Source organism: Leptospira vanthielii serovar Holland str. Waz Holland = ATCC 700522 (assembly GCF_000332455.1).
GTDB classification, from domain to species: domain Bacteria; phylum Spirochaetota; class Leptospiria; order Leptospirales; family Leptospiraceae; genus Leptospira_A; species Leptospira_A vanthielii.
The window spans coordinates 125,849-151,177 of sequence record NZ_AOGY02000051.1; the positions used below are offsets into that span (position 1 = coordinate 125,849).

General features: G+C 39.5%; 24 protein-coding genes, 1 tRNA gene and 1 pseudogene. 18 read left to right on the plus strand and 8 right to left on the minus strand.

The window, feature by feature from the left end; genetic code table 11:
- Nucleotides 1-25: 25 nt before the first annotated feature.
- Complete coding sequence (locus LEP1GSC199_RS11220) at nt 26-295, minus strand: RNA recognition motif domain-containing protein (RefSeq protein WP_002974517.1); 270 nt, start codon at nt 293-295, stop codon at nt 26-28.
- A gap of 145 nt (nt 296-440) precedes the next feature.
- On the opposite strand from LEP1GSC199_RS11220, the gene LEP1GSC199_RS11225 reads away from it, so the two are divergent.
- Complete coding sequence (locus tag LEP1GSC199_RS11225; RefSeq protein WP_002983103.1) at nt 441-2,105, plus strand: EAL domain-containing response regulator; 1,665 nt, start codon at nt 441-443, stop codon at nt 2,103-2,105.
- Here LEP1GSC199_RS11225 and LEP1GSC199_RS11230 read toward each other — a convergent pair.
- A complete protein-coding gene (locus tag LEP1GSC199_RS11230) occupies nt 2,100-4,568 on the minus strand; it encodes a TonB-dependent receptor family protein (protein WP_002982215.1) in 2,469 nt (822 codons plus the stop codon). The two genes, LEP1GSC199_RS11225 and LEP1GSC199_RS11230, sit on opposite strands and share 6 nt — an antisense overlap.
- A gap of 76 nt (nt 4,569-4,644) precedes the next feature.
- Between LEP1GSC199_RS11230 and LEP1GSC199_RS11235 the strand changes: the two genes are divergently transcribed.
- The gene (locus tag LEP1GSC199_RS11235; protein ID WP_232420762.1) at nt 4,645-5,742 is read left to right on the plus strand and encodes a hypothetical protein; all 1,098 of its coding nucleotides are present in this window, start codon (nt 4,645-4,647) and stop codon (nt 5,740-5,742) included.
- 76 nt (nt 5,743-5,818) lie between these two features.
- Here LEP1GSC199_RS11235 and LEP1GSC199_RS11240 read toward each other — a convergent pair whose 3' ends face one another.
- The gene (locus LEP1GSC199_RS11240; protein WP_002983198.1) at nt 5,819-6,073 is read right to left on the minus strand and encodes a hypothetical protein; all 255 of its coding nucleotides are present in this window, start codon (nt 6,071-6,073) and stop codon (nt 5,819-5,821) included.
- Between the two features lie 141 nt (nt 6,074-6,214).
- Here LEP1GSC199_RS11240 and LEP1GSC199_RS11245 point away from each other — a divergent pair, with 141 nt between their 5' ends.
- Complete coding sequence (locus tag LEP1GSC199_RS11245) at nt 6,215-7,654, plus strand: APC family permease (protein WP_002982778.1); 1,440 nt, start codon at nt 6,215-6,217, stop codon at nt 7,652-7,654.
- Between the two features lie 53 nt (nt 7,655-7,707).
- Here LEP1GSC199_RS11245 and LEP1GSC199_RS11250 read toward each other — a convergent pair whose 3' ends face one another.
- Nucleotides 7,708-8,280 carry a methyltransferase gene (locus tag LEP1GSC199_RS11250; RefSeq protein WP_332307936.1) on the minus strand — a complete coding sequence of 191 codons (573 nt, stop codon included), beginning with the start codon at nt 8,278-8,280 and terminating at the stop codon, nt 7,708-7,710.
- 335 nt (nt 8,281-8,615) lie between these two features.
- Between LEP1GSC199_RS11250 and LEP1GSC199_RS11260 the strand changes: the two genes are divergently transcribed.
- Entirely contained in the window at nt 8,616-9,713 is a 1,098-nt protein-coding gene (locus LEP1GSC199_RS11260; RefSeq protein WP_002983264.1) for an NAD(P)-binding protein, read from the plus strand.
- Between the two features lie 2 nt (nt 9,714-9,715).
- Here LEP1GSC199_RS11260 and LEP1GSC199_RS11265 read toward each other — a convergent pair whose 3' ends face one another.
- Nucleotides 9,716-10,147: a DUF1499 domain-containing protein gene (locus LEP1GSC199_RS11265; RefSeq protein WP_002982529.1), complete on the minus strand. Its 432-nt coding sequence runs from the start codon at nt 10,145-10,147 to the stop codon at nt 9,716-9,718.
- A gap of 70 nt (nt 10,148-10,217) precedes the next feature.
- Here LEP1GSC199_RS11265 and LEP1GSC199_RS11270 point away from each other — a divergent pair, with 70 nt between their 5' ends.
- Nucleotides 10,218-11,102: an alpha/beta hydrolase gene (locus tag LEP1GSC199_RS11270; RefSeq protein WP_002982725.1), complete on the plus strand. Its 885-nt coding sequence runs from the start codon at nt 10,218-10,220 to the stop codon at nt 11,100-11,102.
- Between the two features lie 1,109 nt (nt 11,103-12,211).
- Nucleotides 12,212-12,466, plus strand: a pseudogene (locus LEP1GSC199_RS22305) (hypothetical protein); the annotation flags it as partial.
- A gap of 152 nt (nt 12,467-12,618) precedes the next feature.
- Here LEP1GSC199_RS22305 and LEP1GSC199_RS11275 read toward each other — a convergent pair.
- Nucleotides 12,619-12,700, minus strand: a tRNA-Leu gene (locus LEP1GSC199_RS11275).
- A gap of 104 nt (nt 12,701-12,804) precedes the next feature.
- On the opposite strand from LEP1GSC199_RS11275, the gene LEP1GSC199_RS11280 reads away from it, so the two are divergent.
- Both LEP1GSC199_RS11280 and lysS read left to right on the plus strand, forming a co-directional pair.
- Complete coding sequence (locus LEP1GSC199_RS11280) at nt 12,805-13,443, plus strand: hypothetical protein (protein WP_002983049.1); 639 nt, start codon at nt 12,805-12,807, stop codon at nt 13,441-13,443.
- Between the two features lie 9 nt (nt 13,444-13,452).
- Entirely contained in the window at nt 13,453-14,937 is a 1,485-nt protein-coding gene (gene lysS, locus LEP1GSC199_RS11285) for a lysine--tRNA ligase (protein WP_198288782.1), read from the plus strand.
- Between the two features lie 130 nt (nt 14,938-15,067).
- Here lysS and LEP1GSC199_RS11290 read toward each other — a convergent pair whose 3' ends face one another.
- Nucleotides 15,068-15,613, minus strand: a complete 546-nt coding sequence (locus tag LEP1GSC199_RS11290; RefSeq protein WP_002982474.1) for a hypothetical protein — start codon at nt 15,611-15,613, stop codon at nt 15,068-15,070.
- A gap of 57 nt (nt 15,614-15,670) precedes the next feature.
- Between LEP1GSC199_RS11290 and serA the strand changes: the two genes are divergently transcribed.
- The 4 genes from serA to LEP1GSC199_RS11310 are packed head-to-tail and all read left to right on the plus strand — an operon-like array spanning nt 15,671 to nt 18,892.
- On the plus strand, nt 15,671-16,894 hold the full coding sequence (gene serA / locus LEP1GSC199_RS11295; protein WP_002982786.1) for a phosphoglycerate dehydrogenase: 1,224 nt from the start codon (nt 15,671-15,673) through the stop codon (nt 16,892-16,894).
- A 26-nt stretch (nt 16,895-16,920) separates the two neighbouring features.
- The gene (locus LEP1GSC199_RS11300; RefSeq protein WP_002983079.1) at nt 16,921-17,697 is read left to right on the plus strand and encodes a hydroxyacylglutathione hydrolase; all 777 of its coding nucleotides are present in this window, start codon (nt 16,921-16,923) and stop codon (nt 17,695-17,697) included.
- Between the two features lie 41 nt (nt 17,698-17,738).
- The gene (locus tag LEP1GSC199_RS11305; protein ID WP_002982303.1) at nt 17,739-18,131 is read left to right on the plus strand and encodes an MAPEG family protein; all 393 of its coding nucleotides are present in this window, start codon (nt 17,739-17,741) and stop codon (nt 18,129-18,131) included.
- The gene (locus tag LEP1GSC199_RS11310; protein ID WP_039926644.1) at nt 18,128-18,892 is read left to right on the plus strand and encodes an endonuclease; all 765 of its coding nucleotides are present in this window, start codon (nt 18,128-18,130) and stop codon (nt 18,890-18,892) included. Before LEP1GSC199_RS11305 ends, LEP1GSC199_RS11310 begins: the two co-directional genes overlap by 4 nt.
- Here the strand turns inward: LEP1GSC199_RS11310 and LEP1GSC199_RS11315 are convergent.
- Nucleotides 18,882-19,820 carry a LysR family transcriptional regulator gene (locus LEP1GSC199_RS11315; protein WP_232420763.1) on the minus strand — a complete coding sequence of 313 codons (939 nt, stop codon included), beginning with the start codon at nt 19,818-19,820 and terminating at the stop codon, nt 18,882-18,884. The two genes, LEP1GSC199_RS11310 and LEP1GSC199_RS11315, sit on opposite strands and share 11 nt — an antisense overlap.
- A gap of 244 nt (nt 19,821-20,064) precedes the next feature.
- Between LEP1GSC199_RS11315 and LEP1GSC199_RS11320 the strand changes: the two genes are divergently transcribed.
- From LEP1GSC199_RS11320 to LEP1GSC199_RS11345, 6 genes are all read left to right on the plus strand, one after another.
- Nucleotides 20,065-20,856, plus strand: a complete 792-nt coding sequence (locus LEP1GSC199_RS11320) for an SDR family NAD(P)-dependent oxidoreductase (RefSeq protein ID WP_002983130.1) — start codon at nt 20,065-20,067, stop codon at nt 20,854-20,856.
- A 94-nt stretch (nt 20,857-20,950) separates the two neighbouring features.
- Nucleotides 20,951-22,336, plus strand: coding sequence for a dihydrolipoyl dehydrogenase (locus LEP1GSC199_RS11325; protein ID WP_002982986.1), 1,386 nt, complete (start codon nt 20,951-20,953; stop codon nt 22,334-22,336).
- Nucleotides 22,333-23,364, plus strand: coding sequence for an oxygen-dependent tRNA uridine(34) hydroxylase TrhO (trhO, locus tag LEP1GSC199_RS11330; RefSeq protein WP_002982761.1), 1,032 nt, complete (start codon nt 22,333-22,335; stop codon nt 23,362-23,364). The genes LEP1GSC199_RS11325 and trhO overlap by 4 nt, the downstream gene beginning before the upstream one ends.
- Entirely contained in the window at nt 23,365-24,282 is a 918-nt protein-coding gene (locus tag LEP1GSC199_RS11335; protein ID WP_002982589.1) for an ABC transporter ATP-binding protein, read from the plus strand.
- 2 nt (nt 24,283-24,284) lie between these two features.
- Complete coding sequence (locus LEP1GSC199_RS11340; RefSeq protein ID WP_002982740.1) at nt 24,285-25,055, plus strand: ABC transporter permease; 771 nt, start codon at nt 24,285-24,287, stop codon at nt 25,053-25,055.
- Nucleotides 25,039-25,320: a BolA family protein gene (locus tag LEP1GSC199_RS11345; RefSeq protein ID WP_002983060.1), complete on the plus strand. Its 282-nt coding sequence runs from the start codon at nt 25,039-25,041 to the stop codon at nt 25,318-25,320. Before LEP1GSC199_RS11340 ends, LEP1GSC199_RS11345 begins: the two co-directional genes overlap by 17 nt.
- Nucleotides 25,321-25,329 lie beyond the last annotated feature (9 nt).

A 25,329-nucleotide genomic window follows, 5' to 3' on the forward strand; every position in this document is an offset into this window, starting at 1 on the left:
ATAGGCCATCCCAGAAAAGTGAATTTTAGTTCTGTTTCTCTTTTCTTTTATCCTCGGCAAAGGTAACTTTGAGATTCCTACCATCGACAGGTTGTCCGTTCATCTGGGTCACAGCCTCTTCCGCTTCCTCTGGATTTGCATAGGTAATGAAAGCAAACCCTCGAAAATTTCCAGTTTCCCGGTCATGAATCATTTTCAGATCTTGAATTACTCCGTAAACGGAGAAAATCTGGCGTATATTTTCTTCCTTAAGGGAAAATTTTAAATTTCCCACATATATTTTGTTAGAAACCATTCCTATCCTCGTAAAACACAATGCATGTCCCAATGTCCTGGGAACGGGGTCGATTAGACACAATGCAAAGAAAATGTCAACATCAAATATTTCTTGCATATTCTGTAAGATGACCATTTATTTGAATCGCTCTCCAGGTACCCCATTGAACGAAAAACCCTATATCTTATGTATTGATGATGAATTCTTCATTCTTTGGAATCTAAAGGAACAATTAAAAAAAGTTTTTGGTTCTAGTTTTACCATCGAAACAGCGGAAAGTGCAGAAACAGCGAAAGAAATCATGAAAGAAATTGCGGGATCCTCCGGAGACTTGGCTGTTGTGATCTGTGATCGCGTAATGCCTGGTCAAAAAGGAGACGAATTCCTGATTGAAATGCAGGAAACCCATCCACGCACCAAAAAGATTATGCTTACCGGACAAGCTCCGGCGCAAGCCATAGGGAATGCACTCAACCATGGTTGTTTGTACCGGTATCTTTCAAAACCTTGGGACGCACACGATTTAGAACTGACCATCAAACAGGCCATTGACGCTTATTTTCAAGAAAAATCCTTAGAAGAAAAAAACAAGGAACTGGCTGACTCTCTCTATTTTCACAGAGATTCCAAATACCCTAATTTTGAATCCTTAGTAAAACAACTAAAGGGAGAGGGAAACCAAAATACCAACCAATCCATTTTACTCATTAAAATTGTGAGTTTTCCCATCATCATCAAAACCTATGGGATTGAGGTGTATAGAAAACTCTTTAAAAAATTACTACAACTGCTTTCTGTTCACTTACAAAATGAAGAAAAAGTGTTTCATATCTATTCCGATGAAATTGCAGTATTATCAAATCTATCCGAACAGGCATTAGTCGAAAAAATCAGAAGTTTTCGTATGATTCTAAAATCAGATGATCTGATCTTAGATGGAGTGGGATTCCATTTGGATTGTCGTTATTCTTCTGCCTCGGGACAAGAGGATTGTTATTATAAAGCCAAACTCGCGTTATTTCGTGCAGAAGCACAAGGTTCCTCCGATTTTGTATCTTATACAGATGATCTTTCTACAGACCATCATCTTCAAAACTTTCAACTCAGTCAAAAAATCCAATCTGCCATCACAAACAAACAAATTGTTCCCTACTTCCAAGGGATAGTTGACAACCAAACCAAACAAATTCGAAAGTTTGAATGTTTAGCCAGAATCAAAGATAGAGATGCCATCCTTACACCCGATGTCTTTCTAAAACTAGCAAAAGTAACTGGAAGTATCAGGATGATTGGTTTACAGATGATCGATGAATCCATGAACTATTTCTCAGACAAACCCTTTGACTTTTCCATCAACCTTACCGAATCCGAATTGGAATATAAAAGTTTTAGTAAGTGGGTAGAATCAAGATTAGCGCATTACAAAATTGATCCCAGTCGAGTCACATTTGAAATCTTAGAAGATATTAGTTTTTCCGAAAACAAAAATAGTTTATCTACCATCCGTGATTTGAAAAGTATTGGTTGTGAAATTGCAATTGATGATTTCGGAGTCCAATATTCAAACCTAGCAAGGTTATTAGAATTTGATCCTGACTATCTAAAAATTGATGGTCAGTTTATCAAGAACCTGCCAGAGAATAAAACCGCTTACCTTCTTGTGCAAGGGATTGTGGAACTGGCTCGGGGAATTGGTGCCAAAGTGGTGGCAGAGTTTGTAGATCGACCTGCCATTCAAGACATGATTGAAACCTTGGGCATCGAATATTCCCAAGGATATTTATTTATGAAACCTTCCCCTGCCATCCCAGCCGAAGCCAATTTATAGTTGTAAGGTGACACCAAAATTGATCTGACGAAAAGGGCCGGGTTGGATTCCTTCGGGCAAACGGGACGAAATGTATTTTCTATCTTGTAAGTTTTTTCCCGAAAGAAACACGGACCAGTTGTCTTTTTTGTAACCAATGTTTGCATTTAGAAGTTCATAAGCGGGAATTTCTCCATCAAGTCCCGAAACATCTGATTTAATTCCTGCATAACTAAGAATGGTTCTATTTGCTGCAGTAGATCCAGCAGTATCATACCAACTCACAGTTTTTGAGTTTTCTAAATCATGAAATTGTTTGGAAAAATACTGCCACTCCACTCTAGCATAAAATCCCGTACTACGACTAGAAATCCCGATAGAAAGTGTGAGAATGTCTCTTGATACATAGGGGAGTCGGTTCCCATTGGTGTCAATATGTGCAAGAGGATTGGAATCTCCTCTAGTCCATGCATTAAGATTGTAAGTGTATTGGTTTGATTTTGCTTCCGTTCTAGTATAAATAATGTCGAGAGGGATTGAATAGTTCAGTTTCCAAAATTGACCAAAATCAAAAGTCATATTGGACTCCACACCTCTATGAATGGACCTTCCCGCATTTACAGGTCTTGAACCAAAGTTCCCACCAGCGGCAGAACTGTTGATGATTTGGTCCTCAAAGTTTAATAAATAACCAACTAATTGACCACTTAAGTATTCGGTCAAATCTCCCCTAACACCCGTTTCATAGTTCCAAGACCTTTCAGGTTTTAATACTAAATCCTCGGCTGTCGGTGAAATTGCAGATTCATATCTTGGTGGAGAAAAACCCCGGTGAACTCCTGTAAACCAGGTCATATTTTTTGCAAAGTCCAAAGTAGTTCCAAAACCAGGGAGAACAATTTGGTTTTTTGTGGTCGCTGTTTTATCCAATTGAACCGTTGGATTGGTTCCTGAAAAATAATCAAATGTTGCGGAATCAAAATCTCTTCTGGCCCGATTGATAGAACGTGTTTGGGTAAAGGATTCATAACGAACCCCAGGAATGATCGAAAATTTTTCTGTTAGGCGGATTCTATCTTGTAAGTAAACAGAAACTGCTTTTGCAGAACGTCTTTCGTCATCTCTCAGTTCCCCACTATTAGCCAAACTGGTTTGTGATTGTAAAAGGACAGCCGGTGTCGATCCAACTCCATTGGGATAGACAACAAAGTCTGGTGTTGTGGGACCATTCAGAAGTTGAACTTTTGCCATATCAATATGGTAACGTGTACCCAAATCAATTTCATGTTTGATGGGACCTGTTTCAATTTCGGTTTGTAATTTGGTTTCGATACCAGCAAACTTATAGGTTCTGTCTCTATGAGCGTTGGTGCCTCGCATCCAAATGGTATCACTATTTCTAGAGGTGTAAGGTTCCCCATCATAGGTGGCAATGGCATCCGTGGGAATTGTGCTACCTCTTGCATTTCGTGAATAGTTTTGGCGTGCCCAATTACGCTCAGTATATGCCGAATACACCCGTGTGATGAGTTTTGTTTTTTCGGAGATGGTCCACTCATGTCCTATCGAAAAACTATAACGTTCTATACTTCGTTTGTCATTCTGTGCCGGGTTGTCCTTAGGATTATTTTGAAACATCCCAGTGGTAAGACCCACATAAGTGGCCCTGGATTCTTGTTGGTGGAAACCTACCTTAGTAGTAATATTATGTTTATCATTTAACTGGTGTATGGTTTTCACATTCGCTTCATTCACAAAGTAACCTTGGTTGGCCCGAAAACCATCACCTTGTTTCCTGAGGACATTAACATCAAATCCAGTGTTTCCAAAAGTCCCACCGTAGTTTACCATTTGGCTGAAGTAAGCATTTTCTCCCCCAACGGTCTGGATACTCAGCGTGGGATCTTTCGGAGGACGTCTTGTGATAAAATTGACAACTCCCCCAATCGTGGATGGCCCAAAAAGAATGGAACCTGAACCCTTCACCACTTCAATGCGTTCCATTCTTTCGATAGATGGTGTATAATACATTTCGGGTTCCCCATAAGGGTTTAAAGAAGTAAATAGACCATCTTCGAGGATAAGAACTTTTCTCGAAACTTCGCCACTCACACCCCGAAATCCCAAATTCATAGTGAGACCTGCCGGATCCTGATAACGAATGTTAGCTCCCGGAACACGACGCAAAACTTCCATATTGTCCGTCGGACGAGTTTCTTCTAAAAATTTCTTGGTAATGATGGTAGCAGAACCGGGAATCCGTTTTAAGTCCTTTTTATCTCCGATCACCCGAATTTCTGCTTTCTTCCATTTCGGATCTTCAGGATTCTCTTCTGGACTTGTATTGTCGACATTCGGATTTGCGGGTAGAGTTTCTTCGGGATTTGCCTTTGATCCAGGTTCTTGTGCGAACGCATTGCCTCCCACTAGGCAAAGAACCAAAACGAAAAATAGAGATTTGTTGAGAATTGGTTTTATTTTCATATATATAATTTGATTTTGAGACAAGAGTTCATTTAGAGTCCCTAATGACAACAGAAATTTCCCAGAAGGAACCAATATGGAATCGACTTTGCGTTTTAGAGACCACCGTTCAAAGAATAATACCACGATCCATTGGATTCTCGTCGCTATGGATATAGTCGTTCTAGGAATTCTTGTCCCTACTTTTTACGGCTCAGGGATTTTCAATGAAGATCCCGTAACTCTTGTGGTGGTCGGTGGAATGGTTTTTTCCTTTTTTCTAATGCCACATATCCTTCTGAAACTGTTGCAAAAACCTAAATGGACCGAGATTGATTCAATCACTAGATCCATTCGTTTGATTGAAGCCAACAAACAGGTCCGCACCATTTCCTGGGATTCCCTCCAATTCCTAACTTACTCGGAATATACATATACTGTGAAAACAAAAAATGGATCAAAAACAATTACGGTATTTACTGTGCTTGGTGCCGCAGATGGGGATACGATTGCACTTGCAGAATCGACAAACTTTCCCGAATTACGTTTGATAGGTGAAAAAATTGCAAAATTCTTAAAGTTTTCCATCAAAGATGAATCTGGTGTCTTAATCCCTTATACAGAACTTGACCTACCCATCCATAAAAGAAAAATTCCAAAAGAAGTTTGGGACTCAGAGATTACTTTCAGTCCGAGCTCCCAACTTTCTATTGAGAAGGTCGGTCAGGATAACCTACTCAAATCCAACTACAATCCTAAATTGTATACTGTGGTTGCGGTTAGTGTCAGTTTTGCTTTTACACTAATGATTCATTTTTCTATTGGTTCTGCCTTTGACCTTTCCGTTACAGCTTGGGAAACATTCCCTCCCAATACTTACCAAATGACTTTTTTCATTCTGTCTTTTGGATTCGGCTTTCTACCTTTAGCGTATGTTTGGTGGAATAAAACCAAAAAAAAAGAAATTCAAATCTCAGAGGATGTAATGTATTGGAATGGAAAAGCCTATCCGTTTGCCAATTGGGAAGAAATTTTACTAAAACAAAATACACTTTATCTTGTGAATGATCATTCCACGGAAACCTATCCTTTACATTTCTTTTGTGAAACGAGTGATTCTATCCAAGTACGAAATTGGATTCAAAAGGAAATTGGGAAAAAATCGGGAACGAGTGAAGAATTTGGAAGATTTTGAAGGTTTCAAGCAATTAAAAATAAAAACCCTATCTATCTCTATAGAAAAGATAGGGAAATAAATCATTGCAAAAAATCTATTGCGCTGGAACGCCGGGGACTTCTTTTTTCTTTTTTTCCTTAGAGAGCAAACCTTTTAGTTTTTCTTGTGTAGCTGGGTCTTGGAGTTTTTCCTTTCCCATTTGGATTGCCTTTTGGCCTTCCTCTGAATTGGCCTTTTCTATGATTTTATTCATAAGACCGGGTTCATCGGAAGCACCATCTCTGGACTCCGAACTGGCGCAACTAAGCGTAAGTGATAACAGCATTGTTAATATTATTGTTTGTTTCATATCTAATTTCCGTAACAGAAAAGAAGTTAGTTTCATGAAATTCATTCGTCAATGGAAAAACAAAATCGTTTGTAGAAAACAAGGCCTCTTCTAAAACCAATCCTGGAATCAAAAAAGAAAAGTTATACACAAGGAAGTTTCATGAATCAAAAATCTATGGATCGGGATTCGGCACAACTAGAAGCTCTCGGACTCAAATCCGAATTTGAACGCAGTATGAGTTTTTGGGAAAACTTTTCCCTTGGTTTCACTTACCTCTCGCCTGTTGTGGGGGTTTATTCCGTATTCGCCCTAGCCATCCAGGCCGGTGGTCCTCCCATGATTTGGAATTACCTTCTCGTGGGTTTTGGACAATTTCTTGTCTGTTTGGTATTTGGGGAAATTGTTTCGCAGTCTCCCATCTCTGGTGGAATTTATCCCTGGGCACTCCGATTGGTAGGAGAACGTTGGGCATGGATCTCTGCGTGGGTTTATGCTTGGGCACTCTTTACAACGGTTGCTGCTGTTGCTGTTGGTGGTGCTCCTTTTCTTAGCCAACTCCTTGGGGTGGAATTTGGAAACACAGGTTTCATTTGGATTGCCATCATTATGATTCTTATCTCTACCATTCTCAATTTGAGTGGAACAAGGCTGCTTGCTCAAGTTGCCTTTTTTGGTTTTTTATGTGAACTAATTGGAGCTGTGGTTGTTGGAGGATATCTATTACTTTTTGCCAAAGTAAATTCTATATCGATCTTATGGAATACCTTCTCCTTTGGTGAAGGAACTAGTTATTTCCCTGCATTTTTAGCCTCATCTGTGGCAGCGATGTTTTGTTATTATGGGTTTGAAGCTTGTGGAGATGTCGCAGAAGAAACACCAAATGCTAGTTCTGCGATTCCAAAGTCAATGCGTATGACAGTCTATATCGGAGGAGGAGCAGCAACCTTTGTTTGTTTAGCGCTCTTACTTGCGCTCCCAAATGTGGACAAAGCCATCTCAGGAGAAGACAGTGATCCGGTCACCACAACTCTTGTTTCTGCAATGGGAATTGTAGGATACCGTATGGTCATTGTGGTGGTTATGGTTTCTTTTTTATCCTGTTTACTCAGCTTACAAGCGGCAGCAAGTCGTCTTCTATTTTCCTTTGCTCGTGATGGAATGATCTTTGGAAGTAAACACCTAAACCATCTCTCAAAATCTGGGAAGGTTCCAGTCAATGCTCTTATCATCACCGGTCTCATTCCTATTTTTATCGCAAGTATTGGACATTGGTTGCAAGATGCAGTCACGACCATTATCAGTTTTGCTTCTGCGGGAATTTATATCGCGTTTCAAATGGTGGTCCTTGCGGCCTTGTATGCTCGTTACCACGGTTGGAAACCAAAAGGTTCCTTTACTTTAGGAAAACTGGGCGTTTGGATCAATGCGATCGCTCTCTTTTATGGAGTCACAGCGGTTGCCAATATGGTTTGGCCGAGAACTCCTGAAGAACCCTGGTATATCAATTATGGTATGATCTTTACTACGTTTATTGTCATTTCATCTGGGATTCTCTATCTTTTACTAGCGAAACCACATTTACAAAGAAAGTCTTCTTAAGGCGAAAGAAATTTAGACTACAAAAAACTTAGTATCATTGATTTGGGAAAAGGCTATTCTCTTTCCCAAATCAGATACTCACCACCTGCGATTTCTTCTTTTAATACAATCCGAAAACCTGACAAAGAATTTCCACCAAACCCGTGAAATGTGATGAGTTTTGTTTTTGGTTTTAGTAACAATAAATTCTGTTTTAAGGTCTGTAAATCTTTCAAAAATTGATTTGCCGATTTTTGTTTTTGCAGATCGATAGAATGGCTTCCTTTCATGGTTTCATACAAAGGATTAAAGCAATAATAATGAGAATGGCCTTCGGGAAATTGTTTTAAAAAGTTTTCCTTTCGGAACTGCACCTTAGAAACATCCCAGTGTTTTTTTAAAGATTCAGAAACATCTACCAACTCTTCTCTATCTTCCAACCCTAAGATATCGATCGAATGATTAGAAAGAAGGGAAAGATGGATGCAAAACTTTCCGACGCCAGAACCTAAATCGACAAGTGATGTCACTCTATCCAGAGACAGGTACTTCCAAGTCCTTTCAATGACGGAAATTGGCGTCCATTGGTATGCAGAAAGAATTTGGAATTTTTGGGAAAGGCAGGAATCCCATAAGGCATCTGTCATTGGATCCCCTACGCTCAATTTCTTTCCTTTATTGAAAAATTGGTTTCTCATTTCTTTATGTTATGTTACACCTTTTGTTTATGGACCAAAAGATTCAGTATTTGAACCAAATGATCGAAATCATTGATAACAAAGTTACCATTTTTAAAAAAACAAGTCCAAATTACCACAAGCAGCTTACACTGCCGAAAAACAAGTGCTCACACGCACAATCCAAGAAACAATCCAACTTGCCGAAGAAATCAAACCAGTCCCCTTTTCCCTAATTAATGATTTGAAAGCTCTCATCAAACAATTATAATTTGAATTCGCTTTGACTAAAAGCGATTCAAATTATGGAACCAAATTTTTGTTACCAAGTCCCTGTGGTCATCGGCGCTGGAATTTCTGGTGCGACCATTGCTATGCTCGATCCAAGTGTGGTAGTCTACGATAAAGGCAGATCCTCTGGAGGAAGGGTATCAAGTAAATCAGGAAATGATTCTTCTTCTTACGACTTTGGGGCCACAATGTTTCGAGATTTTATGGAAGTGAGTTGGCTTGGACAAGAAACTAAATATTCCATTTTAGAAATTTTGAAGTCGCAGTCGGTTTCTTTGCCAATCAAACCTATCTATAGTGAAGCACATTTTTATCCAGCTTTAGGTATGGCCAATTTAGTTTCTGCCATGTTTGGGAGTGTAAAACCAATCCAAAGCCATACTTTAAAAAAGATAGAATCGTTAGATGAAAAAACATGGAATTTAGAATTTCATAACTCTGCCACTAAACAAAAAGATACGATTTGTACGCATTCTGTCATCCTAACCCTCCCCATTCCTCAAATTTTGGAAATTTTTCATCGTTCAAAAGAAAATCCCCAACTCAAACAATGGATTGATTTTTTAAATCAATACAATGATTACCGTAAAACTATTGTTAGTTACTTTTATTGGGACAAATGGAAACCTAATTGGAAGAAACTTTCCTTGGATCCAGATGCTAACATTCCAATCACTACAACTCTACAACCTGGAACAGATTGGGAATACCAAAGTTGGGAAAGTCTCAAATACCCCCAAGAATTTCATTCAGGTTCTGCCCTTCTTGTCCAATTTGGTGCCTTATTTTCCGAAAGCCACTTTGAAGATTGGATGGATGAGAAAAAAAATCCCACTGCAAAATATAAAGACTATCTCATACAAAGTTTAAAAGAAATATTGAATGCCCCGAAACCTAACTTAATTTGGAACCATAGGTGGAAATATGCGCAAGCGCAGATGCCCCTTTTAGGAAGAGAAGGAACATTAAACCTAGACTCCGAAGCCTTTGAGAAGTGGAAACAACTTTGCAGAGATACTGGGATCACAATTCTCGGAGATTGGCTTTTTGGTGCCAAAATTGAAAGGATCATTGGAGGAGTTTATTTTCTCTCTCACAATGATCTATTGTAAGTTTATTCTTTTGCGAGTAATTCTCGAAATTGATTCACTCGCCTTCTGTTGGCAAAAATATCCCATAACCCAAGTATCGATTGGGAACGCACTTGGGCTTCCTGTTTATCTTCTGGAAAATAAATCTCCACCCGATCGGGAAATCGAAATACTTTTGTGAAAAAAATCACTCGGATGTATTCTCCCTCTTTCTCTTCAATGATCCAAATGTTTTCGGATTCATGAAAGTATTTGGCCATTCGTTCAAAGGCAACTTGACGAGTGGTAGTATAAACAATGGGATCCACTTTATGAACAATGTTATATTGCATGCTTTGACTAGAAACGCAGTTAGGTGACGGTGGGCAACCGCGGAGTTCCCCATCACTGACCCCGGAAAGAGGACTTAATACACTCATACAACAAATAAAGAAAACACCTAAAGCAGCTTCCATATCTCCTAAATTCGAAAACTTGCTGTTTTTTACTTGCAGATTTTATAAATTTTCTTATTTTTATCGGCTCATGAAACGAATCAAAAAATATTCCATTTCTGCATTGATTTTTAGTATCATCTTACTTATCATTGCTGCCTATTATTTTTCTAGTTTGGTACTATATCCAAAAGTCAATTGCAGCTTGGAGCACCATGTGTTCTGTAATGGTCCTTCGGAAGTGGGTTTGCAGTTTGAAGAAGTGGAAATCACGACAGAAGACAAACTTAACCTTGTTAGTTACTGGATTCCCGCCAAACAATCCAAAGCCTCAATTATATTAGTACACGGCCACGGAGGACAAAGAAACGAAGGGATTCGATTTGCTAAAAGCCTACACCAAGCAGGATACAACTTACTCCTCTTAAGTTTACGAAGAAACCATGGTGGATTTGCATCCATGGGATTTCATGAACAAAAGGATGTAACAGCTGCTATTTCCTATTTAAAAGAAAAAGGTTACAACAAAATTGGTATCTTTGGATTTTCTATGGGTTCTGCGACAAGTATCATCGCCATGGCCGACCATCCAGAAATCGAAGCCGGTCTCTTTAGCAGCGGTTATGGGAGCGCAATTGATGTTCTTGTTGAATCTGCTAAACGTGATTTTGGAATCCCGTATTATCCTCTCATTCCCGTAGTCAAATTGGCACTCAACTTACGGGGAGATATGGACATTGATTCGGTAAGGCCTATTGATAAAATTGCCTCCATTAGCCCGAGGCCCATTGCTCTCTTTCATTGTAAAATGGACGATTACGTAGACTACCACCATGCTTTGGACCTATTTGCCAAGGCGGGAGAGCCCAAATCTCTTTGGTCACCAGAATGCAAACGACATGAACGTCTTTGGAATTTTGATTCGAAGGAAGCGGAATCAAGGGCAGTTGGATTTTTTCAAAAGTATTTGAAATAACACGGCTTTGTTCGCCTGTCTCCCTTCCGGGTCGGCTTACCCAAATCATTGCTCCCAATGGGTCGCAACAATTCGGCTCACAAAACTGTTCGAGTCGATCTAGTTGTATTTGAATGTTTGGTTTGTGATTAGTTTGATTTGCTCGAAGGGGGACTCGACCTCTCCGCTGCTCGGACTTCCTGTCCGATCAACGCTCCGAGGCACGGTTTTGTTCGCCTGTCTCCCTTCCGGGTCGGCTTTTCCAAATCATTGCTTCCTATAGCGCAACGATTCGGCTCACAAAACTGTTCGAGTCGATCTATATGTATTTGAATGCTTGAGTTGTGATTAGTTTGATTTTGCTCGAAGGGGAACTATCACTTCACCCCACAAACTCCGATTTTTCCCCACCACCAAAAGACGCTACTTCCTCTCCTCCTACTTCTAAAACAAATTCCCATTCCTCCACCCCTTCACCTAACAACGAAAGTAACTACTCCCAAACCTTCACCTTAAAAAGTAAAAATTATAAATGTAATGACTATTCATTATTAAAAGATTCAGAAATTAACCACTTTTTCAAAATTAAAACCTTAAAGATTTTAAGTTCTATATATCCTAAGACTTGTGATTGTAATAATCCTAACCTACTATTTCTAAAAGTAAAAAAAAGAGATTCAATCGCTAGATGTTCTAACTGTCATAAGATGGTAAGTATCACTGCAAAAACACCCTTTGAAAATTATAGATCAAATTTATCTTACATTAGTTTTATAATTTGGGATATGATTAACCAGTATCCAAAGATAATGACTTCAAAGGAAATTTCTAGAAAACTAAATCTATCTTATAAAACGAGCTTCTATCTAAAGAAAAGATTACAGGTCATATTCTCACAGTTAAACGATACTCTAAAAAATAAATTATACGAGGAGCTTAAAAACCCTGTAAATACAGACAAAAAACCTATTGCAGTAGCTGATAGTGTAGTATTATTTTCTGCATCATTACGAGCCAATAAACATAGAAGTAGAAGGTATAAAACAGGAACCGCTTCTATATATCTATCTAATAGTCTAGGTGGTGGTCAATGTGGAACGTTAGTACATACAGTAGGCATTAATGGAGGTATGACATTTTATAAGTCTATTCCACTTAATAACCAGGAGTATCTAGAGAAGGACTTAGATGATAAGATTCCAAAAAATGCCACTTTATACACAGATGAGGGTTATACGTTTCTATGGGATAGAGTGAATCATAAAATGGTTAATCACTCTAAGAAAAGTAATGATCCTAGGTACAATTTGTCCAGGGAAAGGTGGGTAACTAAGGAAGGTGTCTCAAGTAATGGAGCAGAATCTAGGAATAATTTATTAAAACAATCATTTAGAAGCTATGGTTATGTAAGTCCTAAGTGGTCACAATTGTATTTGGATGAAATTAGTTTACTAGGTAATATGAGATTTTGCGAGCCGTTAAGGAATCTTTTGGCAGGTGGGGAAAAATGGGATTTGTGGGGTAAGGGAATATCTTCTGCTCGAAGGGGGACTCGAACCCCCACACCTTGCGGCACTACCACCTCAAAGTAGCGTGTCTACCAATTCCACCATCCGAGCAGGTGTGTATGTAGGTCAGGTTAGGAAAACGGGTTCTTTCGTCAAGGAGATGAATTTTCTCTTGTCACTTGCACTCACCAATGGGTAGGTTGTAGGGGTCAAGTATGCAAGTATCCGATCTTACCTTTCGCCTCAAACTCCTGCTTATAGGTTTTCTTTCTCCTTTGTTTGTTCTAGTTGGTCTTCTCCTGTCAGCTCCGTATTGGTTAAAATCCTCTGAAACTTACCAAAAATCAGATGTGGCAGTTTTAGAAGTATCAAACTCTTTGCCATCCAAAAAGATTCTAAAAGCGGTGGCGGCATTATCACAACGTTCCGATTTTAAAAAACTGATCCTTGTTATACGAGAGGACAAATCACAAAATTTACTCGATTCACCACAAGAAAAAGAGACAAAAATCAAAGAACATTTGAGTTCCTTAGGAATTGGACCCGGGCTTGTATCCTCTTTAGTAATCGCCGGAACCAAAATGGGTGACACAGACGAGGCATCCAAAAACCTATTAAAAATAGCTGTTTCGGATAACTTAAGGAACATTTTACTCCTTTGTCGGGAGTATGAAGCCAAACGAGTTTTAGGAACCTATCGCAAAACCTTAGCCAGTTTGCCTATCCAGGTGACAGCTTATGGATTTCCATCTGAAGTTTCTGGTTCCAATTGGTTTTTGTCGGAAGATGGGGTCAGAGAAATTACCGGCGAATTTGTACGTTATCTGTATTCTTATATTAGAGGTGTCCTATAAATGGATGAAATTAAAGATTCCAACGAACTTACCCAACAACGCATTCAAAAAATTAACGATCTAAAATCAAAAGGAATCAACCCCTACCCACTTCGTTTTTTTCCCAATGCAGATTCCAAATCTCTGCTTTCAGGATTTGATCCGAACCAAACAGAAAAAAAATCCTTTAAATTGGGAGGCCGATTGCATGCAAAACGTGTGATGGGTAAGGCGAGTTTTGCTCACCTAAAGGATGCAGAAGGTCTTATCCAATTGTATGCCACTCGGGATGATTTAGGAGAAGAAACCTATTCTATTTTTAAATCTTTAGATTTAGGAGATTGGATTGGTATCGAAGGATGGCTTTTTCAAACTCAAAAAGGAGAAACCACCCTCCATTTAACTAGCGTTCAACTGCTTGCAAAATGTATCCGACCACTTCCTGTTGTCAAAGAAAAAGATGGTGTTGTTTATGATGCTTTTTCGGATGTGGAACAACGTTACCGCATGCGTTATGTGGATCTTGTTGTAAATGAAAACGTAAGAGAAACTTTCAAAATGCGTTCCCGCATCATTTCTGAAATTCGAAATTTTTTAACCAATGAAGGATTTTTAGAAGTAGAAACTCCCATGATGCAACCCATTGCTGGTGGTGCGGCGGCTCGTCCTTTTGTCACTCACCACAATACATTGGACATGGAACTTTTTCTTCGCATTGCTCCAGAACTTTATTTAAAACGACTGATTGTGGGTGGCCTTGACCGAGTGTTTGAACTGAACAGAAACTTTCGTAATGAAGGAGTTTCCACAAAACACAATCCCGAATTTACAATGATGGAAGCCTATATGGCGTTTGGTGATATGGAAGCCATGTTGTCTCTCACTGAACGAATGATTGTCTCTGTAGCACAGTCTATTGGCAAAGGATTAAAATTTGCTTATGGGAAAGACCAAATTGATCTTTCTCCTCCATGGAAACGAGCAAAATACATTGATATCATAAAAGACTATTCCGGAATTGATTTTAGTCAAATCAAAGATTTGAAAGATGCAATCGCTAAGGCAAAAGCCAAAGGTGTAGACTCTTCTGATTCCGTTTCCATTTGGAAAGTTTGTGATGATGTATTTAGTTCCCTCGTGGAACCTCACCTCATCCAACCTATCTTTATCACCGATTTTCCCAAAGAACTCTCTCCCCTTGCTAAGTCACGTGAAGATGATCCAAATTATGTAGAACGATTTGAACCCTATGTGGCCGGTCGTGAGATTGGGAACGCCTTCACGGAGTTAAACGATCCGTTCGACCAAAGAGAACGATTTGAAGAACAAGTGAAACAAAGAGAAGCTGGTGATGATGAAGCCTTTATGATGGACGATGACTATATCCGCGCTTTGGAATATGGACTCCCACCCACAGGTGGTCTTGGAATTGGAATCGACCGGCTTGTGATGTTACTGACAGACTCTCACTCCATTCGAGACACTATTCTGTTTCCACTAATGAGGCCAGAATAGAATTAGAAGCGGATCCCAAAACCAATAAAAGGACTGATCGCTAAATCAGTTTAGAGACCAGCCCCAAACATAAAAAAAGCCTCCCTGGATTAGTTCCTGGAGGCTTTTTTGTTTTAGCAGACGAAGAATATTACTTTTTGCCTATATTGAGTTTTGGCTCTGATTCGATAGTACGGATCAATTTGGATAGATTCGTTTGAAAAGAAGCCGTTTGGCCCGAACTCAAGTAGTAATTGATCGTTTCCTTTCGGTTGGTATAACTGATTCCAATGTTTTGGCTTTCACCCACTTTCGGAATGAGCTCTGCAGAAATGGCGGAGCTAATCACGATGGTATCAGAATAATCAGTATTGGTGCGTTTCAGGTTGTGCCAAGTATCACCCAACTTTAAGGAGACTCCAATCGGAAGGTCCACGTCAAAGGTGCCAATTTCATAAAGTAAGTAGTATTGCACAAGGCCCGTGCTGTTATCCCGTTCCGCTTTAAAGTAAACACAAGGACGTTTTCCGAAAACCAGTAAAAATTTCCGTAAACAAATCTCTTTGGAAATGGCAGTTTGTTGCTCTAAGGTTGGTTCCGGTGTGACAACAAAGGCCTTGGTCCCAGAGCAGGAAACAAAAACCAGAAAAGTGAGGAAAATGAAGGAAATTCGGGTGAAGGAGAAGATTCTTTCCATGGTAAGCTCAACCTTTTTCGAGGTGCAAGGTTTAGCAAAGGAAAAAATCCTGTTCCTATGGTATCTTATCCCAAAGGAAAAATAAAAGTCCTACTTCTGGAAAACATCCACAAGGATGCTTACGAACTTTTCCACCGAGACGGTTTTGACGTCACCCTCGTCAAAGATGCGATGGAAGAAGCAGAACTCATAGAAAGAATTTCTGATGTACATGTTTTGGGCATTCGTAGCAAAACAAATGTTACAATGAAAGCCCTCCAGAATGCTAAAAAATTAATGACCGTTGGCTGTTTTTGTATTGGAACCAACCAAGTAGAATTAGAGGAAGCCGAAAAACGAGCCATCCCCGTCTTTAACGCTCCTTACAGCAATACCAGGTCTGTGGCAGAACTTGTGATCGCTGAGATCATTATGTTGGCAAGAAAAGCAACCGACCAGTCCCGCGATGTCCACCTAGGTAAGTGGAATAAAATCGCCAAAGGTTGTTTTGAAGTCCGTGGCAAAACTTTAGGAATCATTGGTTACGGACATATTGGATCCCAAGTCTCTGTACTTGCGGAATCTATGGGAATGAAGGTAGTCTTTTTTGATATCATTTCCAAACTTCCCCTTGGAAATGCTTCTTCCGTCCATACGTATGAAGAACTACTCAATCAATCTGATTTTATTACCTTCCATGTACCGGAAACCGAAGAAACAAAAAATCTATTCCGCAAAGAACATTTGCCTATTGTAAAACAAGGTGCTTATCTCTTAAACCTATCGCGTGGAAAAGTATTGGAAATCGATGCTCTTGTAGAAGGATTAAAATCTGGGAAACTGGCTGGTGCTGGCGTGGATGTGTTCCCAGAAGAACCAAAATCAAATGATGATCCTTTCACGAGTCCACTCCAAGGTCTACCGAATGTCATTCTCACTCCGCATGTCGGTGGATCCACGGAAGAAGCACAAAGGAATATTGGATCTGAAGTCGCAGAAAAACTTTTGAAGTATGTAAATAACGGATCTACAACCTTCTCTGTGAATTTTCCAAACATTGAACTAGGAAGTTTGAAATCAGGATACCATAGAATTCTCAATATCCACCAAAATCAACCAGGGTTCTTAAGAGATATCAACTCCATTATCTCCGATATGGGGGGAAATATCCTCACACAAAACTTAAGCACTTCGTCTAACATTGGCTATCTGAGTATGGAAATTGACAAAAACTTGGGTGATGAATTGAAAGATAAAATCAAAGCCCATAAACATTCCATTCGGACTCGAATTCTCTATTAGAAATCAATGGGAAGGAAAATATCCAAATGATAGAAATCCTTCCCATCTTTACAAGCTCACCCCTTAGAAACTTTAGTTATCTTGTATATTCCAACCGAACTGGCGATGCCTATGTGATTGATCCATACGACGCAAAATCCATTCTCACTCAAACAAAACAATTGGGTGTGAAAATAAAAGGGATTCTGAACACCCATGAACATGGAGACCATACCCAAGGAAATTTGGAACTAAAAGAGGAAACGAGAGCAATCATCTATGGTCATTCCAATGCCAAAGACAAAATTCCTGGACTCGATCAAACTCTAAGAGAAGGTGATATAACCTTTTCTGTGGAAGAAGAATCCCTGGTTGTTTGGAACACACCAGGACATACATTTTCTCACTTAAGTTTTGTTCATAAAAACCCAAAGACCATTCTTGGAATTTTTTCGGGGGATACTCTTTTTAATGTTGGAGTCGGGAATTGCTTTCGCGGGGGGGATCCCAATGTACTCTATGACACCATCCAGGCTCGTTTCGAAACCCTACCTGACAGTTGTTTGTTGTATCCAGGTCATGACTACTGGGAAAACAATCTAAAGTTTGCTGAACATGTAGATCCTGAGAATGATTTCAGAGAAGAATACAAATCCAAGTTAATCCCCTTTCAAGTCTCCGAAATGGGTGCAGAAAAAAAATTAAATCCATTTTTTAGAAGGAAAACAAAGTCAGTCAAGGACCGATTAATGGAGTTAAAAGAAACATACACGGATGATCGTTCCGTATTTTTAGTTTTACGAAAGATGCGAGATCATTGGTAATTTGAATTTACAATATCCAAAAAGGGTTTACAGTTGAGTCAATGACCATCATTACCATCTGTTTACTAGTCGCTATAGGCCAAATTTACTTAGCAAAAGGAATTGTCGCCATTGCCATGGCAAAAGAAGGCAAGGGTTACGACAACCACCACCCAAGAATGCAACAAGCCAAACTCACCGGTTGGGGAGCAAGAGCCAATGCCGCCCACCAAAATGGTTTTGAAGCATTTTCCATTTTCTCCATCGCCGTTTTATTCAATCTCCTTCTTGAAGTTGATTTTTATTGGTTAGAAATTCTTTCCTTAAGTTTTGTTGGTTTACGATTTTTGTATATTTATCTTTACATTGCTGATCTGCCGAAAGCTCGATCTACCATCTGGACTCTTGGTTTTCTTTGCACTATGGCGATGTATCTCCTGCCTCTCCTCCCTTGAAACACTTTAGATTTTATAGTCTTCTCTTTGTCTCTTTATGTTTGGTGAGTTTCTTTGTTTATTCTCAAGCAGAAGACAAAAATCAACCAAATGAAAAAAAACAAAGGGTGATGGACTTTCAAAAAGCCAAACGAATCTTAAAACGCTTTTATAAAAAAGTAGGCGTTGATTTTTATTGTGGTTGTCAATTTACCGAAGACACTGAAGTTCCAGGCCGACTTAAAATTGATTTTGAATCCTGTGGGCTTAACAGCCGTAAAGACAATCACCGCCAAACATGGATTGAGTGGGAACATATTGTTCCTGCTCATAGTTTTGGAAAAGACCGAGAGTGTTGGACCAAAAAAGACTGCGAACTGAACGGAAAGTTTGTGCGAGGGCGAAAATGTTGCCAAGCAACCGATCCCGAATTCAATCAAATCGAAGCCGATTTACATAATATAGTTCCTGTTCCAGGAGAAATCAACGCAGATCGGGGGATTTTTTCCTATGGGGAGATTGAAGGCGAAGAAAGAAATTATGGACTTTGCGATTTTGAAGTGAATTTCAAAGAACAAACAGCAGAACCACAACCAAAGATTCGCGGAGACATTGCGCGCACCTATCTCTATATGGAGTGGAAGTATGGGATCGCAATTCCCGAGGGAAGAAGGAAACTCTATGAATCTTGGAACAAACTCGATCCACCTGATACTTTCGAAATCCGAAAAAATGGAATCATAGAAAGGATCCAGTCCGTTAAAAATCCTTTCATAAATTGAACCGACGTTTACATTCGGACTCTAAAAAATTGCGAAACTCCATCATCCGAAGAGATGGTGTACGGTTGTTGGGATGAACCACCCAAACACTTCCAAAATTTTCCAGAGGGAAATCTGTTAGTATAGGAATGAGTTTCCCCGATTGGATGTGAGCTTCTATATCCCAGAACGAACGAATGAGAACTGCTTTTCCCTTTAAACCCATTTGCACAAGACTCGCAGCATCATTGGATAAAAAATTTCTTTTTCTAGTTACCTCTGCGAGCTTTAGTTCCGTTCCAGAAAAGCCTAAATCCTTATGTAAATCCAAATACAAAAGATTATGTGTTTCTAATTCATTTGGGGATAGGATGGGTTTGTTCGATTTCAAATATTCTGGACTAACAACCGCTAAGATTCGATTCTGAAAGAGATAAGTTCCCACAAAGTTTACTGGAATTTCCATTGCCACACGAATTCCTATATCAATCGACTCTTCCATAAGATCCAAAATACTATCTGTTACGATCAGTTGGATTTTAATTTTTGGGTTTTGTTCTAAAAAACCTTCAATGATTTCCGATACAAAATGATTTGCCATCGAACTTACACATGTGATCCGAAGGGTTCCCTCTAACTCATCTTTGTTGGCTAAAGAATTCTCAAGTTCCTTAACACTTTCTAAAACGGAATTCACCTTTTGGAAAATTAATTCCGCTTCTCTTGTAGGAACTACCTTTCTTGTATTGCGGTAAAAAAGTTGCGTTTTCCAAATCTTTTCGAGTCCCGAAATCCTTTTGGCGACTGCGGCTTTAGTCACACCCATTTTACTTGCCACTTGCGTAAAACTACGCTCCTGCACCACGAATGCGAAGGTTTTAAGATCTTCTAAGTCCCGAATGAGAGATTCCATACCATAATTGAATACCAATAAGATACAATCTGTCAACTAGACTTCATATCGACTCTTTTTAGTTTACAAATACTCAGGGAATCAGAGACCGGCTCCTATGAATGCAATCGAAACAAATATAGCTATCGGGAGAAAATATGAAGACCATTTTTGCCATCTTTGATTCCAAACAAAACAAAGCCGTTTTACAAACATTAGATGCCAAGCTACTTTTCCTAGGAGATCACAATGTTCGAGCGTGAAAAACAATCGGTAAAATTATACTCGGAGGATTTACAAAATGAATACAGGACTTAAAGAGAAAAAAGTTTTAGTGACAGGATCTACCAAAGGCATCGGTTTTCAAACAGCTGTCCAGTTTGCAAGAGAAGGGGCCGAAGTTTTTGTCCATGGCAGAACGGATGCTGCAGTCGCAAAGGCAATTGCGGAAATCCAAGCCATCCAACCAAATTCAAAGCTCGGTGGAGTGTCGGCAGATTTGGCTTTAGAAGAAGGTATTCAAAAGCTTGTCAAAGAAGTTCCCAGGGTCGATGTTCTTATCAATAACGCAGGTTATTTTGAACCTAAACCGTTTTTTGAAATCACAAGAGAGGACTGGAAAAAAATATATGACACCAATGTCCTCAGTGGTGCCGAGCTCACACAACATTATTTAAAAGGAATGTTGGAAAGAGACTATGGTCGGATTGTATTTGTCTCCAGTGAATCGGCCCTAAACATTCCTATCGAGATGGTGCATTATGGGATGAGTAAAACGGCCCAACTTTCGATCTCCCGAGGCAGTGCCGAAATCACAAAAGGATCCCAAGTCAGAGTCAATTCGGTTTTACCGGGCCCCACTCTTTCGGAAGGTGTTGAGGACTTCATCCAAAGTTTAGCAATCGCACAGGGAAAAACAAAGGAAACAATGGCAAAAGATTTCATTATAGAAAATCGTCCCACCTCCCTTGCCCAAAGGTTCGCCAGACCAGAAGAAATAGCAAACGTCATTCTCTTTCTCGCCAGTGACCAATCTTCCATGATCAATGGAGCCTCGGTCCGAGCCGATGGAGGGGTTTTCAAATCCATTTGAAGTGGAAAAAGAGTTACGCAGTTTTTTCTAAATTTGGCAAAAGAGATTTTGCTTCATTTACAGAAAACTGCCGAATTTTCAAGCTGGAATTGGTATGAAAGAATATGACATCATTGTCATTGGCGCCGGTGCCGGAACCAAACTCGTCACTCCTCCCTCGCACCTTGGCAAACGCGTAGCTGTCTTCGAAAAGGAAAGCCCTGGTGGAACCTGCCTCAACCGTGGTTGCATTCCTTCCAAAATGGTGATCTATCCATCCGAGCTCATTCGTATGACAGAAGATACAGAGAAGTTTCCGGTGCATTTCAAAGATAGACCATTGGCCGATGTGGACAAAATCTTTCGGCGTGTGAACGAAACCGTAAAACAAGATTCCGATTCCATTCCCCTTGCCTATGAAAAAAATCCCAATATTGACTTTTACCCAAAACAAGTCCGGTTTGTCAGTGAACGAGTTTTATCCGATGGAACAGATACTTACACCGCCAAACATATATTTGTTGTCACAGGCACAAGACCCCAAATCCCAGACATCCCTGGATTAAAAAATACACCATTTTGGACTTCTAGAGAAGCCCTTTCACCAAACCAATTTCCAAAATCTCTTCTTATCATTGGAGCCGGTTTTATCTCTCTAGAACTTGGTGCCGCTTACCAGGCTTACGGATGCAAAGTCACAGGCCTCACTCGAACAGACATTTTACGAGCCGCCGATGGAGATATCAAAAAAGAACTAAACCTTCATCTTCCCTTTCTGATTGAATCTCATTACCAAATTGAAAAGGTAGAATTTGAAAACGGAGAGTTTCGAGTCACAGGCCAAACAAAAGAAGGAAAAAAAACCATTCATACCGCCGAACGTTTGCTTGTGGCAACAGGAATTCGTCCCAATACTGATGACTTAGGTTTGGAAAAAACAAATATCAGAACAAATGAAGCCGGCTACATTCTTGTAAACGATCACCTAGAAACAACGGAACCTGGGATCTATGCCTTTGGAGATGTGATTGGCAGGTACTTTTTTAGACATAGTGCCAACTTCGAAGGGGAATATCTCTTCGAACATCTGTATGGTGCTAAATCCGATACCCCTATCCAATATCCACCGATGCCGGAAGCAGTCTTCACTCACCCTCAAATTGCAAGCGTCGGTTTTACCGAAGAAGATTTGATAAAGAAAAAGATTCCGTATTACAAAGGAATTAACCCTTATTCCTCAAGTGCAACGGGAATGGCAAGAATGTCAAACTCTGGATTTGTAAAAGTGCTTGTTTCGGAAGAAACAGAAGAAGTGTTAGGTGCCCATATCATTGGGGAAGAAGCAGCAAACCTTCTCCACCAAATTGTCCTCGGAATGTATCTAAAAGCAAAATTAGATCAGTATTTAGGAATGATCTATATCCATCCCGCCATTTCGGAGATTACAAGGAATGCATTTCGAAAAGTTAGAGACGAAAAACTAAAAAGGATAAAAAAATGAAAAAGTTTTTATTCAACCGTTATGACAAAGATACCCTACTAAAAAAAGTATCCACGGATCCAAGAGAAAGAAGAGTTATCTCCTTTTATCGTTATGTAAAAATCGAAGACCCAATTGTGTTCAGAGACAAACTCTATGATGTTTTTGAAGACCTGGGAATTCTTGGAAGAATTTATCTAGCAAAAGAAGGAATTAATGCCCAGTTTTCGATTCCTGTGGAAAACTATGAGAAACTTAGATCGGTTGTGGACTCTATTCCAGAACTTAAGAAAATATATTTTAATGATGCGGTAGAAGACAAAAAGGAAAGTTTTATCAAACTGGCCATCAAAGTTCGCAAAAAAATTGTGGCTGATGGTTTGGATGATTCAAAGTTTGATCCCTCAGACGTCGGAACCCACCTAACTCCAATGGAATTTCACGAAGCTCTCGCAGAACCCGGAGTGATTGTTGTGGACCTTCGCAATAATTACGAATCAGAAGTAGGCCATTTTGAAAATGCCATCCTTCCTGATGTAGGAACCTTCCGAGAGGAATTGCCACTTGTCGAAGGTATCTTAAATGATGCTAAAGATAAAAAAATCCTACTCTACTGCACCGGTGGCATTCGTTGTGAAAAAGCAAGTGCCTACTTGAAATACAAAGGTTTTTCCAAAGTCCACCAGCTCCAAGGGGGAATCATCAATTACGCAAAAGCGATTCTAGACGCAGGCATTCCTTCTAAATTCAAAGGGAAAAATTTTGTTTTTGATGATAGGCTCGGGGAAAGAATCACAGAAGATGTTTTGACCGTTTGTTATGTTTGCGGAAAACCCAGTGACCGCCATACCAATTGTGCCAATCTCGGTTGTCATGTTCTCCTTATCCAATGTGAGGATTGTGCGAAAGAACTCCTCAATTGTTGCTCCGAAGAATGTAAAAAAATAGTCTTATTACCAGAAGAGGAACAAAAACTCTTAAGAAAAGAAAACAGGGTAAATAAAAAATATCCCACACACCACCTAACAAGAAAACTAGTAGGAAAATAAATGTCAGAATACGCAATCGAATTGGAGGGTTTAGAAAAAACCTATCCGAATGGAGTGAAGGCCCTTCGTTCCATCAATTTAAAAGTAGAATCGGGGGATTTTTTTGCCCTCCTCGGTCCCAACGGTGCCGGAAAATCAACCACCATTGGAATCTTAAGTTCCCTCATCAACAAAACCGGCGGAAGAGCAAAAATCTTTGGAGTGGATATTGATTCCCATCCCGATCTTGCCAAAACCTTTTTAGGTATTGTTCCGCAAGAATTTAACTTTGGAATCTTTGAAGCTGTGGAACAAATCCTCATCAACCAAGCAGGTTTCTATGGAATGCCCTACAAAGAAGCTAAAGACAAAGTGGAATATTACTTAGAAAAACTATCACTCTATGATAAAAGAAAGTCTGCTGCGGGCCAACTCAGCGGGGGAATGAAACGGAGACTTATGATTGCAAGAGCTTTAGTGCATGATCCCAAACTTTTGATCTTAGATGAACCAACAGCCGGCGTAGACATTGAAATCAGAAGGTCTATGTGGGAATTTCTAAAAGAACTCAACCAAGCTGGAAAAACCATCATCCTTACAACTCACTATTTAGAAGAAGCAGAATCTCTCTGTAAAAATATAGCCATCATCGACAAAGGGGAAATTGTAGAAAACACCTCGATGAAAAAGTTATTACATCGTTTGGATAAGGAAACCTTAATCATCGACTTAAAAAAATCTTTCAAAACAAAACCAGTATCCAAAAAATTTCATTGGGAGTGGTTGGATGACCATACATTAGAGGTGCAATTAGATAAAAAAGATTCTGTGAACCAACTCTTTACCGAACTTACCAAACTAAATCTAGAAGTACTTAGTCTTAGAAACAAATCCAATCGATTAGAAGAACTTTTTTTGTCTCTTACAGGAAAAAACTAAATATGTGGAAACGTAATTTTACTGCCTTACAAACTATTGTTAGAAGGGAATGGATTCGCATCATACGCATTTGGGTCCAAACTCTGATCCCACCAGTCATCACGATGGCTTTGTATTTTTTAATCTTTGGTGAACTTGTGGGACGCCAAATTGGAAAAGTGGGAGAATTTACTTATATTGAGTTCATTGTTCCGGGCCTCATTATGATGAGTGTCATCACCAATTCTTATAACAATGTGGTCTCTTCCTTTTTCTCCAGTAAGTTCCAAAGAAACATTGAAGAATTACTCGTATCTCCCACCTCTCCTTATACCATTGTTATTGGTTATACGTTTGGTGGAGTGGTTCGTGGACTTTTTGTGGGAATCCTTGTCACTCTTACGTCTCTATTTTTTACCAATCTTAGGTTCCACAATCCCTTGGTGATTGTCTTTACAGTCATCATGACATCGATTCTCTTTTCACTCGGTGGATTTTTTAATGCTCTTTTTGCCAAAAAATTTGATGATGTCACCATCATCCCCACCTTTATCCTCACTCCTTTAACTTACCTCGGTGGTGTATTTTATTCCGTAAAAAACCTTCCCGGATTTTGGCAAACGGTCTCCTATTGTAATCCCATTCTTTATATGGTAAACTTATTTCGTTATGGTTTTATTGGAGTGAGCGATGTGAATTTATATTTCTCTTTTGGATTTATCATACTCCTTTCGGCTCTTCTCTTTTATATCAATGTGAGGTTAATGAAAATTGGTTATGGAATCAGAAACTAAAGAATCAAGACAAACTCGGATGGAAACCATTCTAAGGAATCAGTTTGCTCCAAAGATGTTTACGCTTACCGATGTCTCCCTGGAACACGCAGGCCATCCGGGAATGACAAAAGGTTCCAAAGAAACCCACTTCCGTTTGCAAATGGTTTCCTCAAAATTTGCAGGTAAGACAACTGTGGAAAACCACCGAGCAGTCTACGCAGAACTTGCGCCGGAATTCAAAAAAGGCCTCCATGCTTTGGAAATGGACCTTTCTGCCCCTTAACACCGTCTA